We start from the raw sequence: 13,142 nt of genomic DNA, 5'->3' as shown, positions 1-13,142 counted from the left end.
GCCGCATCGTCGTGGTGTACCGATACCATGCTTGGGTGACGCGACACGCGGGCGAGGCGTTTGCCGTGCATCGTCCGAATGCCCGGACGTGAGCGGGTGCATGCTGAGACATGAGTAGCCACCGGGGCCTGGCGCAGCGGATCGAGCGCAAGCTCGAGGCAACCGTCGGTGACGCGTTCGCCCGGGTGTTCGGAGGATCGATCGTTCCGCAGGAGGTGGAAGCCCTGCTGCGCCGCGAGGCCGAGGACGGCGTGCGGCCCCTTCAGGGCAATCGTCTTTTGGCGCCCAACGAATACATCATTACCCTCGGTGTGCACGACTTCGAGAAAGTAGGCGCCGACCCGGACCTTACGTCGAGCGCTTTCGAGCGGTACCTGGCCGACTACATCTATGAACAGGGGTGGCAAACGTATGGTGAGGTGGTCGTCCGGTTCGAGCAGACGCCGAACCTGCACACCGGCCAGTTCCGCGCACGCGGTGCTGTCAACCCCGACGCCAAGCCCCGCCCGACGGTCGACGATCCGCTCCGGCCACAATCGAATCACGCGTTCGGCGCAGAACGAGGAGTAGCAGCAATGACTGACAATTCGAGCTACCGCGGGGATCAGGGGCAGGGACGGCCCGGCGAGGAGTACTACGACGACCGCTACGGCCGTCCGCAAGACGATTCGCAGGGTGGCCCGGACAGGCCCGGTGGGCCGGACCCCCGAGGGGGGCACCGGCCGGAGCAGGGCGGCTACCCGCCGCAGGGCGGCTACACGCCACCCCGCTCTCCCGAACAGGGCGGCTATCCGGAGCAGGGCGGCTACCCCGAACAGGGTGCGGGCTACCAAGACCATCAGCGCGGGGGGTACCCGGAGCAGGGCGACTACCCGCCGCAGGGTGGCTACCCGCCGCAGGGCGGATACGCGCCGCCCCGCACTTCCGAACAGGGCGGCTATCCGGAGCAGGGCGGCTACCCGGACCAAGGTGGTTACCCCCAGTCTTACGAACAGCGTCCTCCCGGCTACGGCGGTCAGGGCTACGACCAGGGTTACCGCCAGGGCGGCTACGGCCCGCCCGGCGGCGGCCAGCCGGGCTACGGCGGCTACGGCGACTACGGTCGCGGCCCGGCCCGCCCGGACGAGGGTGGCTACGCGCCCCAGCAGGGCCACCAGCAGCAACGGCCGGCCTACCCCGACCAGGGCGGCGGGTACGACCAGGGCTACCAGCAGGGAGGCCAGGCATACAGCCGCCCCGACTACGGACCCGGCGACCACACGCAGTACGCCGAGAGCGTCCCCGGCGGGGGGTACGCCCCGCAAAGCCCCCAGGCCCCCGGGTACTCCGAGACCGCACACCGCGACTACGACTACGGCCAGCAGCCCGACTACGGCCAGGCGGGCGACTACGGCCAGCAGCAGCCCGACTACGGCCAGGGCGGCGACTACGGCCAGTACGGCGACTACGGCCAGCGACTGGGCGGCTACGACGGTTATGGCCAAGGCGGCTACGGCGTCCCCGGGACCGCCGTCACCCTGCAGCTCGATGATGGCAGCGGTCGCACCTATCAATTGCGCGAGGGCTCCAACATCGTGGGCCGCGGACAGGACGCCCAGTTCCGCCTGCCGGACACCGGGGTGTCGCGCCGCCACCTCGAGATCCGCTGGGACGGGCAGGTCGCGCTGCTGTCCGACCTCAACTCCACCAACGGCACCACCGTGAACAACGCACCGGTACAAGAATGGCAGCTGGCCGACGGCGATGTGATCCGGCTGGGTCACTCGGAGATCATCGTTCGCATTCACTGACGCCCCGGGCTCACCGCCGCCGCGCTTCGCCCCGCCACGACAACCGTCCAAGTATCGTGACGTTGCTGATGTGCTCGGTGTCACGGGTGCCGCGAGTACCGAGCGAGGACGGAAAGGACGCCAGATGCAGGGACTGGTACTGCAGCTGACGCGTGCCGGGTTTTTGACGCTGTTGTGGGTATTCATCTGGTCCGTGCTGCGCATACTGCGGACCGACATCTATGCCCCGACCGGTGCTGTCATGGTACGCCGCGGCCTGGCGCTGCGGGGCACGCTGCTGCCGTCGCGGCAACGCCGGGACACCGCCCGCTACCTGGTGGTGACCGAAGGCGCGCTGGCCGGCGCGCGGATCACGCTCAGCGGCCAACCGGTGTTGATCGGGCGCGCCGACGACTCGACTCTGGTGCTGACCGACGACTACGCCTCGACGCGGCATGCCCGGCTCTCTCAGCGCGGCACGGAATGGTACGTCGAAGATCTAGGATCGACCAACGGCACTTACCTTGACAGGGCGAAGGTGACGACTGCGGTACGAGTACCCATGGGAACGCCGGTCCGGATCGGCAAAACGGCGATCGAGTTGCGCCCGTGACGCTGGTTCTGCGATACGCCGCCCACAGTGATCGCGGCCTGGTACGCGCGAACAACGAAGACTCCGTCTACGCCGGCGCGCGGCTGCTGGCCCTGGCCGACGGGATGGGCGGCCACGCCGCCGGCGAGGTCGCGTCCCAGTTGGTTATCGCGGCCCTGGCCCATCTCGACGACGACGAACCCGGCGGCGACCTGCTCGCCAAGCTCGACGCCGCGGTGCGCGCCGGCAACGCCGCCATCGCCGCGCAGGTCGAGATGGAACCCGAACTCGAGGGCATGGGCACCACGCTGACCGCAATCCTGTTCGCGGGCAACCGCATCGGGCTTGTGCACATCGGCGACTCGCGCGGCTACCTGTTGCGCGACGGTGAGCTGACCCAGATCACCAAGGACGACACCTTCGTCCAGACCCTGGTCGACGAAGGCCGCATCACCCGGGAGGAGGCGCACAGCCACCCGCAGCGGTCGTTGATCATGCGGGCGCTGACCGGACACGAGGTCGAACCGACCCTGACCATGCGCGAAGCGCGCGCCGGTGACCGCTACCTGCTCTGCTCGGACGGCCTGTCCGACCCGGTCAGCGACGAAACCATCCAAGAGGCGCTGCAGATCCCCGATGTCGCCGAGGCCGCGTACCGCCTCATCGAGCTGGCGCTTCGCGGCGGCGGGCCCGACAACGTCACCGTCGTCGTCGCCGACGTCGTCGATTACGACTACGGCCAGACCCAGCCGATCCTGGCCGGTGCGGTGTCCGGCGAAGACGACCAGCTGACGCTGCCCAACACCTCCGCCGGCCGCGCCTCCGCCATCGGGCCGCGCAAAGAGGCCACCAAACGTGTTGCGCCGCAAGCCGAAACGCCGAGCCGCCCGCGCTGGTCGCGGCGTCGGACGGCGATCGTCGTCACACTGGTGGTGCTCGTGGCGCTCGCCGGCCTGGCGATCGGCCGGGCAATCATCCGCAGCAACTACTACGTCGCCGAAGACAACGGCCTGGTGTCGATCGTGCGCGGGATCCAGGGCTCGCTACTGGGCATCTCCCTGCACGAGCCCTACCTGATCGGGTGCCTCAATGCCCGCAACGAGCTTTCCCTCGTCAGCTTCAGCCAGAGCCGCGGCACCCTCGACTGCCACCTGATTCAGCTGCAGGATCTGCGCCCGCCCGAACGGGCCCAGGTCCAGGCCGGGCTACCGTCCGGGACGCTCGACGACGCCATCGCACAGCTGCGTGAGTTGTCGGCCAACTCGCTGCTGCCGCCCTGCCCGCCACCCCGCGCCACCTCTCCGCCGACCACGACAACCACCGGCGCGACGACCGCGCCCCCGACCTCGTCGACCACCACCTCAACCCGTTCCACGAGTCCCACCCGGACCCCCGCGAGCACCCCCTCCGGCACCCTGCCGGCGTCGCCTGCGACCACGTCGCCCACGGCGCCCCCCGCACAAACGGTGACCGCGCTCCCTCCACCCCCACCTCAGCCGGGCATCGACTGCCGGACGGTGGCATGACCACCCAGCTCCAGCCGCCAGTCGCGGTCACGCCTCCGCTACCGACCCGGCGCAACGCGGAACTGCTGCTACTGGGCTTCGCCGCGCTGATCACCGTCGCCGCCCTGCTCATCGTGCAGGCCAACCAGGAACGCGGCGTGCGTTGGGGTATCGCGACCTACGGGTTGGTCTTTTTGTCCGTGTTCGGCGGCGCCCACCTGGCCGTTCGGCGGTTCGCCCCCTACACCGACCCGCTGCTGCTGCCGATCGTGGCGCTGCTCAACGGGCTCGGCCTGGTGATGATCCACCGACTCGACCTCGCCGACAACGAACTCAGCGGCCGCCACCATCCCAGCGCGACCCAGCAGATGTTGTGGACCCTGGTCGGGGTGGCCACGTTCGCGCTGGTGGTCACCTTCCTCAAGGACCATCGCCAGCTGGCGCGCTACGGCTACATCTGCGGGCTGGCGGGCCTGATCTTCTTGGCGGTGCCCGCGCTGCTCCCCGCCTCGCTGTCCGAACAGAACGGCGCCAAGATCTGGATTCGGCTGCCCGGCTTCTCGATCCAGCCTGCCGAGTTCTCCAAGATCCTGCTGCTGATCTTCTTCTCGGCGGTCCTGATCGCCAAGCGGGGCCTGTTCACCAGCGTCGGCAAGCACGTCATGGGCATGACGCTGCCCCGCCCACGCGACCTTGCGCCGCTGCTGGCGGCCTGGGTGACCTCGATCGGGGTGATGGTCCTCGAAAAGGACCTGGGCACCTCGCTGTTGCTCTATGCGTCCTTCCTGGTCGTGGTGTACCTGGCCACACAGCGATTCAGCTGGGTGGTCATCGGCCTGGTGCTGTTCGCCGCGGGGAGTGTCGCGGCGTACTTCGCCTTCGCGCACGTCCGGGTTCGCGTGCAGACGTGGTGGGATCCGTTCGCCGATCCCGACGGCAGCGGCTACCAGATCGTGCAGTCGCTGTTCAGCTTCGCCACCGGCGGCATCTTCGGCACGGGCCTGGGCAACGGCCAGCCCGACACCGTGCCCGCCGCGGCGACCGACTTCATCATCGCGGCCTTCGGGGAAGAGCTCGGGCTGGTCGGGCTGGCCAGCATCCTGCTGCTATACACCATCGTCATCGTCCGCGGCCTGCGCACCGCGATCGCCACCCGCGACAGCTTCGGCAAGCTGCTGGCCGCCGGTCTGGCGTCGGCGCTGGCGGTCCAGCTGTTCATCGTCGTCGGCGGGGTGACGCAGCTGATCCCGCTCACCGGGCTGACCACACCGTGGATGTCCTACGGCGGGTCGTCGCTGCTGGCCAACTATGTGCTGCTGGCCATCCTGGCGCGGATCTCGCACAGCGCGCGGCGCCCGCTGCGGACCCGCTCGCGCAACACGTCGTCCATCGAGGCCGCCGGCACCGAGGTGATACAGCGGGTATGAACACCTCCCTCCGCCGCATCTCGGTCACCGTGATGGCGTTGATGGTGTTGCTTTTGCTCAACGCCACGATGACGCAGGTCTTCGCCGCCGACGGGCTGCGGGCCGACCCGCGCAACCAGCGGATCCTGCTCGACGAGTACTCGCGTCAACGCGGCCAGATCGTCGCCGGCGGCCAGTTGCTGGCCTATTCGGTCGCCACCGACAGCCGGTACCGGTTCCTGCGGGTGTATCCGAACCCGGACGTGTACGCGCCGGTCACCGGCTTCTACTCGCTGCGCTATTCCAGCTCGGGGCTCGAACGCGCCGAGGACCCGGTGCTCAACGGCTCGGACGCGCGGCTCTTCGGACGGCGGCTAGCCGACTTCCTCACCGGCCGCGATCCGCGCGGCGGCAACGTCGACACCACGATCAACCCGCGGGTCCAGCAGGCCGGCTGGGACGCGATGCAGCAGGGCTGCGGGGGGCCGCCGTGCAAAGGCGCCATCGTCGCCATCGAGCCGTCCACCGGCAAGATTCTGGCCATGGTGTCGTCGCCGTCGTATGACCCCAACCTCCTGTCCTCGCACGATCCCCAACTGCAGGCGCAGGCGTGGCAGCGGCTCCGCGACGACCCGGCCGATCCGCTGGCCAACCGCGCCATCTCCGAGACCTATCCGCCCGGCTCCACGTTCAAGGTGATCACCACCGCGGCCGCGCTGGAGGCCGGCGCCACGGTCGGCGAGCAGTTGACCGCGGCGCCCTCGATCCCGCTGCCCGGCAGTAGCGCCACCTTGGAGAACTACGGTGGGGGGCCATGCGGACCCGAACCGACGGTGTCGCTCGCCGAGGCGTTCGCCAAATCGTGCAACACCGCATTCGTCCAGCTGGGGCTCATGACCGGTACGGAGGCGCTGCGCGGCACGGCGCATTCGTTCGGGCTGGACAGCGCCCCGCCCGTCATCCCGCTGCAGGTCGCCGAATCCACCGTCGGGGTGATCCCCGACGCCGCTGCCCTGGGGATGTCGAGCATCGGACAGAAAGACGTCGCCGTCACGCCGCTGCAGAATGCCGAGGTCGCCGCGACGATCGCCAACAACGGGGTGGCAATGCAGCCGTACCTGGTCGAAAGCCTCAAGGGCCCGGACCTGTCCAACATCAGCACCGCCGTGCCCTACGAACAGCGCCGCGCGGTGTCACCGCAGGTCGCGGCTAAGCTGACAGAGCTGATGGTCAGCGCCGAGAAGGTCGCGCAGCAGAAAGGGGCCATTCCCGGCGTGCAGATCGCATCGAAAACTGGTACCGCAGAACATGGCACCGATCCGCGACACACCCCACCGCACGCGTGGTACATCGCGTTTGCGCCCGCGCAAGCGCCGAAGGTCGCCGTCGCGGTCGTGGTGGAGAACGGCGGAGATCGCCTGTCCGCGACCGGGGGTGCACTCGCCGCGCCGATCGGGCGGGCCGTGATCGAAGCCGCGCTACAGGGGGGACCATGAGCCCGCGAGTAGGTGTGACGCTGTCCGGCCGGTACCGCCTGCAACGCCTGATCGCCACCGGCGGCATGGGTCAGGTCTGGGAGGCCGTCGACAGCAGGCTGGGTCGGCGTGTGGCGGTCAAGGTGCTCAAACAGGAGTTCTCCCAGGACCCCGAGTTCATCGAGCGCTTCCGCGCCGAGGCGCGCACCACCGCGATGCTCAACCACCCGGGTATCGCCGCCGTCCACGACTACGGCGAGAGTCAGCTGGACGGGGAGGGGCGCACCGCCTATCTGGTCATGGAGCTGGTCAACGGCGAGCCGTTGAACTCGGTGCTCAAGCGCACCGGCAGGCTGTCGCTGCGGCACGCCCTGGACATGCTCGAGCAGACCGGCCGGGCCCTGCAGGTCGCCCACGCCGCCGGACTGGTCCACCGCGACGTCAAACCGGGCAACATCCTGATCACCCCCACCGGCCAGGTCAAGATCACCGACTTCGGTATCGCCAAGGCCGTCGACGCCGCACCGGTGACCCAGACCGGGATGGTGATGGGTACCGCCCAGTACATCGCGCCCGAACAGGCGCTGGGCCACGACGCGACCCCGGCCAGTGACGTCTACTCCCTCGGCGTGGTCGGCTACGAAGTCGTTTCCGGCAAGCGGCCGTTCACCGGCGACGGCGCGCTGACGGTGGCGATGAAGCACATCAAGGAACCCCCGCCGCCGCTGCCCGCCGAGTTGCCGCCCAACGTCCGCGAGCTGATCGAGATCACCCTGGTCAAGAACCCGGGGATGCGTTATCGCAGCGGGGGACCGTTCGCCGACGCGGTCGCCGCGGTGCGCGCCGGCCGCCGTCCGCCGAGGCCCAGCCAGTCGCCGCCGCCCGGGCGCGCCTCGCCGGCGGCCATCCCGTCCGCAGGCGCCCCGACCCGGGTCGCGGGCGCCTCGAGTGGGCGCAGCCCGGCGGCGCGCCGGTCCCGGCCGACCACCGGCGGGCATCGGCCACCCCCGGCGCGGCGCACGTTCTCGTCGGGCCAGCGCGCGCTGCTGTGGGCCGCGGGCGTGCTCGGGGCGTTGGCGATCATCATCGCGGTGCTGATCGTGATCAACTCCCGCGGCGACGCCCAGCAACAGCCGACGCCGCCCCCGACGGTCACCGAGACCGGCGGCCCGCCCTCCTCCTCGGGATCCTCGGGCGCGTCATCGCCGAGCAAGACCCCGTCCGGCCTGGGCCCCCCGCGGTTCACCGTTCGGGGCCTCCCGCCGACCCCGGTCGCGCTGCCGGCCCGGCACGAGATACCGCGATGACCACCCCGCAGCATCTGTCCGACCGCTACGAGCTGGGCGAGATCCTCGGCTTCGGGGGCATGTCGGAAGTTCACCTGGCGCGCGACGTCAGGTTGCACCGCGACGTCGCGGTCAAGGTGCTGCGCGCCGATCTGGCCCGTGACCCCAGCTTCTACCTGCGCTTCCGGCGGGAGGCCCAGAACGCCGCGGCGCTGAACCACCCGTCCATCGTCGCCGTGTACGACACCGGCGAGGCCGAGACCACCGCCGGCCCGCTGCCCTACATCGTGATGGAGTACGTCGACGGCGTCACCCTGCGCGACATCGTGCACACCGAGGGACCGCTGCCCCCGCGGCGCGCCATCGAGATCATCGCCGACGCCTGCCAGGCGCTGAACTTCAGTCACCAGAACGGCATCATCCACCGCGACGTCAAGCCGGCCAACATCATGATCAGCACCACCAACGCCGTCAAGGTGATGGACTTCGGCATCGCGCGCGCGATCGCCGACAGCGGCAACAGCGTCACCCAGACCGCAGCCGTGATCGGGACCGCCCAGTACCTGTCGCCCGAGCAGGCCCGCGGCGATTCCGTGGACGCGCGATCCGATGTCTATTCGCTCGGCTGCGTGCTGTACGAGATCCTCACCGGCGAGCCGCCGTTCACCGGCGACTCCCCGGTCGCGGTGGCCTATCAGCATGTGCGGGAAGATCCGATTCCCCCGTCGCATCGGCATGAGGGGATCTCCGCCGACCTCGACGCCGTCGTCCTCAAAGCGCTGGCCAAAAACCCGGAAAACCGCTACCAGACCGCGGCCGAGATGCGCGCCGATCTGGTGCGGGTGCACAACGGTGAGCCACCGGAGGCGCCCAAGGTGCTCACCGACGCCGAGCGCACGTCGCTGCTCACGCACTCGGGCGGACACGGCGGCCACCCCCGCACCCACCCGCTGCCCCGCCAGGCACTGGGCGGCGCCGACACCGACGACGAGCGGCTCGGCGGTTCGGTCGCCCGCTGGGTCGTCGCGGTGGCCGTGCTCGCAGTGCTGACGATAGTCGTCGTCATCGCCTTCAACACGTTCGGCGGCGGCACCCGCGACGTCCAGGTGCCCGACGTGCGCGGCCAGGTTTCCGCCGACGCGATCGCGGTACTGCAGAACCGCGGCTTCAAGACGCGCACCTTGCAGAAGCCGGACTCGACGATCCCACCGGACCACGTCATCGACACCGACCCCGACGCCAACGCGTCGGTGAGTGCCGGTGACGAGATCACCATCAACGTATCCACGGGGCCCGAGCAGCGTGAGATGCCCGACGTCTCCTCGCTGAGCTACGGCGAGGCGGTCAAGAAGCTCAAAGCCGCCGGGTTCACCAAGTTCAAGCAGGCCAGTTCGCCGTCCACCCCGGACCTGATGGGCAAGGTCATCGGGACCAACCCGCCGGCCAACCAGACCTCGGCGATCACCAACGTCATCACCGTCATCGTCGGCTCCGGCCCGGAGACCAAGCAGGTCCCCGACGTGGCGGGCCAGACCGTCGACGTCGCGCAGAAGAACCTCACCGTGTACGGCTTCACCAAGTTCAGTCAGGCCGACGTGGACAGTCCAAGGCCAGCCGGCGAGGTGGTCGGCACCAACCCGCCCAAGGGCACCGCGGTCCCGGTCGACTCGGTCATCGAGCTGCAGGTCTCCAAGGGCAACCAGTTCGTGATGCCCGACGTGACCAACATGTTCTGGACCGACGCCGAACCGCGGTTACGCGCGCTGGGCTGGACCGGGGTGCTGGACAAGGGCCCCGACGTCGACGCCGGCGGTTCCATGCACAACAAGGTGGTGTATCAGAACCCGCCCGCCGGGGCCGGGGTCAACCGCGACGGCATCATCACGCTGAAGTTCGGTCAGTAGCCACCGGATCCGGGGGCAGATGCGGCCGCACCGCGGCGCGGACCTCGTTCTCCAGCCGGCGGACCAGCGTGTCGTCGCGTGCCCATCCACAGTCGGCGAGCCAGTTTCCCAGCATCCGGTGCCCGCCCTCGGTCAGGATCGACTCCGGATGGAACTGGACGCCGTGAATCGGCAACTCGCTGTGGCGCACCGCCATGACCACACCACTGCGGGTACGGGCCGTCACCTCCAGCACCGACGGCAGGGTCTCCGGCAGGATCGTCAGCGAGTGGTAGCGGGTGGCGGTGAACGGATCCGGAAGGCCTTGCAGCACACCCACATTGGTGTGGAAAACGCTGCTGGTTTTGCCGTGCAGCAACTCGGGTGCACGGTCCACCCGGGCACCGAATGCGACGCCGATGGCCTGGTGGCCCAGGCAGACCCCCAGCAGCGGCGTCCGCGCCGCAGCACACGCCCGGACGAGGCTTATCGACGCGCCCGCGCGTTCCGGCGTGCCCGGTCCGGGGCTCAGCAGCACACCGGCGAATTTCGCGGTGATGGCCGGCTCATCGGCGAGCCGGGCGTCGTCGTTGCGCCATACCTCGGCCTGGACGCCGAGCTGGCCCAGGTACTGCACGAGGTTGAACACGAAGCTGTCGTAGTTGTCGACAACCAGGATCCGCATCCTGACAGGCTACCGCCCGCGCCCACCGGGGGCGCTGGTCGCCGGCGGCAGGGGCTGCGCGTAATGCATCCGCAGCGGCCCGGTGTGGCCGACGATCCGCACGTCGGACTCGACCTGTTCGTGGTAACCCAGGCCGAACCGGACCACGTATTGCCTGTAGAGGGTCACCAGGGGAGCGGCGGCAAGGGCGGCTTGCATGGCGGTGGGATCGCCGATCGCGGTGACGGTGTAGGGCGGGCTGTAGGTGCGCCCGTTGAGCAGCAGGGTGTTGCCGACGCAGCGTGGCACCGCCGTCACGATGATTCGCTGGTCCTGCATCTGGATCGCCTCGGCGCCTGCGCTCCACAACGCGTTGAGGACGGCTTCGATGTCCTGCTGGTGCACCACCAGGTCGTCGGGGGAGGCGTCGCGTGGGAAGCGGCCGTTGGCGTCGCGCTGGGCGTCGTCGAGGGTCACCACCAGCCCCGGGCCGTGCACCGGATCCATGCCCGCCTCGCCGGCCAGTCGGGCGGACTGGCGCAGCAGGTCGGCCAGTGCGGCATCCGGTGACCGCTCGCGGGCTGCGTCGACGGCGTTCGACAGCGCTTCCCGCCGCGCGTTCAGGTCGTTCACCGACGCCTGGGCTTCGCGGACGAGGTCGACCAGCCGCGGCGCGTCGCTACGGCGGATCTCGGCGCCGCCCGAGACCCCGTGCGTGGCCGCCAGGAGCACACCGGCCGACAGGCAGACCAGCGGAACGCCGAACCGCCACGGCGAGCGGCGCGTGTCGCTCATCGTTTCTCCATTTCCCGGTCGACCTGCCAGGTGAGTTAGTCTCGTATCCAAACTGGGTGTGCAACCCCCTCGTTATCGTTGCACCCCGTTGCCCTCACCGTGTCGTCCAGGTAACCCCACATATCCGCGAGGTACCCATGCCCAAGTCGAAGGTCCGCAAGAAGAACGACTTCACCGTCGGCGCCGTCAGCCGCACCCCGGTGAAGGTGAAAGTCGGGCCGTCGAGTGTGTGGTTCGTCGCGCTGTTCGTCGGGCTGATGCTGATCGGGCTCGTCTGGCTGATGGTGTTCCAGTTGGCCGCGGTCGGTAGCCAGGCACCCACGGCGCTCAACTGGATGGCGCAACTGGGCCCCTGGAACTATGCCATCGCGTTCGCTTTCATGATCACGGGTTTGTTGCTCACGATGCGCTGGCACTGAGCGGGGCCTGGCGGGCAATGAATTCAAACGGGGCTCGATTCGCCGCCGCGTCAGCAACGTCGCGACCACCCAATGACACGCGTGTGATTCATCCCCACTGTTGATAGCGCTTGTGGATAACTGCATAGCCAGTGGTGGGAGGGGTTGAAAACTGCATGCAGCAAACACAATGGGCGCCGCGTACGGCTGGAATCGCAGGTTGTGGCCTCGCCGGCGTTTTCATGGCTATCGCAAGTGTGACCATGGTCACAGACGTGCCGGGGCGCGTTATGACCGGGATTGCCGCGGCGGGCCTGGCGTTGTTTGCGGCACTGACGTGGCGCGCGCGTCCGAAGCTGGCAATCACCTCCGACGGCCTCGCGCTGCGAGGCTGGTTCCGAACGCAGGTAATGCAAACCTCAGACATCAAGGTCATCCGCATCGCCGAGTTCCGCCGTTACGGGCGCACCGTCCGGCTACTCGAGATCGAAACGGTCGACGGCGGCATGGTGATGCTTTCCCGTTGGGACCTCGGAACCAACCCGCTGGACGTGCTCGACGCGCTCACGGCAGCCGGTTACGCCGGCCGCAAGCGGCGCTGAGCGCGGCAGCGCCATCGAACGTGAAACCACTGCGAAAACGCCCTCGGTTTTTCCTCAACACGTTCACGTTCGGTGCAGCGCAAGCGTCCCGGCGGGCCGGGAAGCGACCCTAGGCGATGGTGATCGACTCGATGACGACGGCCTCGGTCGGGCGGTCATTGCCGTCGGTGGCCGTCGTCGCGATCGCGTCGACGACCTTCTGCGACTCGGGGTCGGTGACTTCGCCGAAGATCGTGTGGCGCCGGTTAAGGTGCGGGGTCTGGTCCACGGTGATGAAGAACTGCGAACCGTTGGTTCCCGGACCCGCATTCGCCATCGCCAGCAGGTACGGCTTGTCGAACTGCAGTTCGGGGTGGAACTCGTCGGCGAACTTATAGCCCGGACCGCCGCGGCCGGTGCCCGTCGGGTCGCCACCCTGGATCATGAAGCCCCGGATCACCCGGTGGAACACGGCGCCGTCATAGAACGGGCCCGAGGATCCACCCGACGCGTTCTGGGTCGAGTAGTCCTTGGTGCCCTGCGCCAGACCAACGAAGTTGGCGACGGTCTTGGGCGCGTGGTTCCCGAACAGGGCGACCTTGATGTCGCCGCGGTTGGTGTGCAGCGTGGCAGTGGCAGTCTGAATGGGGCTGTTGGTCACGGCTGCCAAGTCTGCCATCACGCGCGGGCCTCGCCGCAGCCGGTGCCACCGTGGCGCGCAATCCCCAGCCAAGGGTCCCGCGGGCGCCTCTTTGGTGGCAGTCTGTGGAGATCCCGGACGACCTCTG

General features: G+C 69.0%; 12 protein-coding genes. 9 read left to right on the top strand and 3 right to left on the bottom strand.

Features of this window, described 5'->3' with window-relative positions:
* Positions 1-110 precede the first annotated feature (110 nt).
* The 7 genes from AB8998_RS00120 to pknB all read left to right on the top strand — a co-directional run bounded on the left by AB8998_RS00120 (position 111) and on the right by pknB (position 9,937).
* Positions 111-1,790 carry an FhaA domain-containing protein gene (locus AB8998_RS00120; RefSeq protein ID WP_369736251.1) on the top strand — a complete coding sequence of 560 codons (1,680 nt, stop codon included), beginning with the start codon at positions 111-113 and terminating at the stop codon, positions 1,788-1,790.
* A gap of 124 nt (positions 1,791-1,914) precedes the next feature.
* Complete coding sequence (locus AB8998_RS00115) at positions 1,915-2,382, top strand: FHA domain-containing protein FhaB/FipA (protein WP_369736250.1); 468 nt, start codon at positions 1,915-1,917, stop codon at positions 2,380-2,382.
* Positions 2,379-3,887, top strand: a complete 1,509-nt coding sequence (locus AB8998_RS00110; RefSeq protein WP_369736249.1) for a PP2C family protein-serine/threonine phosphatase — start codon at positions 2,379-2,381, stop codon at positions 3,885-3,887. The genes AB8998_RS00115 and AB8998_RS00110 overlap by 4 nt, the downstream gene beginning before the upstream one ends.
* On the top strand, positions 3,884-5,293 hold the full coding sequence (locus AB8998_RS00105) for an FtsW/RodA/SpoVE family cell cycle protein (protein WP_369736247.1): 1,410 nt from the start codon (positions 3,884-3,886) through the stop codon (positions 5,291-5,293). Before AB8998_RS00110 ends, AB8998_RS00105 begins: the two co-directional genes overlap by 4 nt.
* Complete coding sequence (gene pbpA / locus AB8998_RS00100; RefSeq protein ID WP_369736246.1) at positions 5,290-6,768, top strand: D,D-transpeptidase PbpA; 1,479 nt, start codon at positions 5,290-5,292, stop codon at positions 6,766-6,768. The genes AB8998_RS00105 and pbpA overlap by 4 nt, the downstream gene beginning before the upstream one ends.
* The gene (locus AB8998_RS00095) at positions 6,765-8,054 is read left to right on the top strand and encodes a serine/threonine-protein kinase (RefSeq protein WP_369736245.1); all 1,290 of its coding nucleotides are present in this window, start codon (positions 6,765-6,767) and stop codon (positions 8,052-8,054) included. The genes pbpA and AB8998_RS00095 overlap by 4 nt, the downstream gene beginning before the upstream one ends.
* The gene (gene pknB / locus AB8998_RS00090; RefSeq protein WP_369736244.1) at positions 8,051-9,937 is read left to right on the top strand and encodes a Stk1 family PASTA domain-containing Ser/Thr kinase; all 1,887 of its coding nucleotides are present in this window, start codon (positions 8,051-8,053) and stop codon (positions 9,935-9,937) included. The genes AB8998_RS00095 and pknB overlap by 4 nt, the downstream gene beginning before the upstream one ends.
* Here the strand turns inward: pknB and AB8998_RS00085 are convergent.
* Entirely contained in the window at positions 9,915-10,601 is a 687-nt protein-coding gene (locus AB8998_RS00085) for an aminodeoxychorismate/anthranilate synthase component II (protein WP_369736243.1), read from the bottom strand. The genes pknB and AB8998_RS00085 overlap by 23 nt on opposite strands.
* Before the next feature lie 9 nt (positions 10,602-10,610).
* The gene (locus tag AB8998_RS00080; protein ID WP_369736241.1) at positions 10,611-11,375 is read right to left on the bottom strand and encodes a DUF881 domain-containing protein; all 765 of its coding nucleotides are present in this window, start codon (positions 11,373-11,375) and stop codon (positions 10,611-10,613) included.
* A 137-nt stretch (positions 11,376-11,512) separates the two neighbouring features.
* Here AB8998_RS00080 and crgA point away from each other — a divergent pair, with 137 nt between their 5' ends.
* Together crgA and AB8998_RS00070 are read left to right on the top strand one after the other, a co-directional pair.
* Positions 11,513-11,794 (top strand): cell division protein CrgA, encoded by a 282-nt coding sequence (crgA, locus tag AB8998_RS00075; RefSeq protein WP_293344438.1) that lies wholly within the window; start codon positions 11,513-11,515, stop codon positions 11,792-11,794.
* 155 nt (positions 11,795-11,949) lie between these two features.
* Positions 11,950-12,375: a PH domain-containing protein gene (locus tag AB8998_RS00070; protein WP_369736240.1), complete on the top strand. Its 426-nt coding sequence runs from the start codon at positions 11,950-11,952 to the stop codon at positions 12,373-12,375.
* 109 nt (positions 12,376-12,484) lie between these two features.
* Here AB8998_RS00070 and AB8998_RS00065 read toward each other — a convergent pair whose 3' ends face one another.
* A complete protein-coding gene (locus AB8998_RS00065) occupies positions 12,485-13,033 on the bottom strand; it encodes a peptidylprolyl isomerase (protein WP_369736239.1) in 549 nt (182 codons plus the stop codon).
* Positions 13,034-13,142 lie beyond the last annotated feature (109 nt).

The sequence above is a fragment of the Mycobacterium sp. HUMS_12744610 genome, assembly GCF_041206865.1.
In the GTDB taxonomy this organism is placed as follows: domain Bacteria; phylum Actinomycetota; class Actinomycetes; order Mycobacteriales; family Mycobacteriaceae; genus Mycobacterium; species Mycobacterium servetii.
Note: the sequence above shows the minus strand (reverse complement) of the source record. Positions and strands in the feature narration are given on the sequence as shown.

Excerpts from the sequence above, each read along its gene's own strand:
- crgA (WP_293344438.1), top strand. The coding sequence starts at position 11,513 with ATGCCCAAGTCGAAGGTCCGCAAGAAGAACGACTTCACCGTCGGCGCC.
- AB8998_RS00120 (WP_369736251.1), top strand. The coding sequence starts at position 111 with ATGAGTAGCCACCGGGGCCTGGCGCAGCGGATCGAGCGCAAGCTCGAG.
- AB8998_RS00115 (WP_369736250.1), top strand. The coding sequence starts at position 1,915 with ATGCAGGGACTGGTACTGCAGCTGACGCGTGCCGGGTTTTTGACGCTG.
- AB8998_RS00085 (WP_369736243.1), bottom strand. The coding sequence starts at position 10,601 with ATGCGGATCCTGGTTGTCGACAACTACGACAGCTTCGTGTTCAACCTC.
- pknB (WP_369736244.1), top strand. The coding sequence starts at position 8,051 with ATGACCACCCCGCAGCATCTGTCCGACCGCTACGAGCTGGGCGAGATC.
- pbpA (WP_369736246.1), top strand. The coding sequence starts at position 5,290 with ATGAACACCTCCCTCCGCCGCATCTCGGTCACCGTGATGGCGTTGATG.
- AB8998_RS00105 (WP_369736247.1), top strand. The coding sequence starts at position 3,884 with ATGACCACCCAGCTCCAGCCGCCAGTCGCGGTCACGCCTCCGCTACCG.
- AB8998_RS00070 (WP_369736240.1), top strand. The coding sequence starts at position 11,950 with ATGCAGCAAACACAATGGGCGCCGCGTACGGCTGGAATCGCAGGTTGT.
- AB8998_RS00080 (WP_369736241.1), bottom strand. The coding sequence starts at position 11,375 with ATGAGCGACACGCGCCGCTCGCCGTGGCGGTTCGGCGTTCCGCTGGTC.
- AB8998_RS00095 (WP_369736245.1), top strand. The coding sequence starts at position 6,765 with ATGAGCCCGCGAGTAGGTGTGACGCTGTCCGGCCGGTACCGCCTGCAA.
- AB8998_RS00065 (WP_369736239.1), bottom strand. The coding sequence starts at position 13,033 with ATGGCAGACTTGGCAGCCGTGACCAACAGCCCCATTCAGACTGCCACT.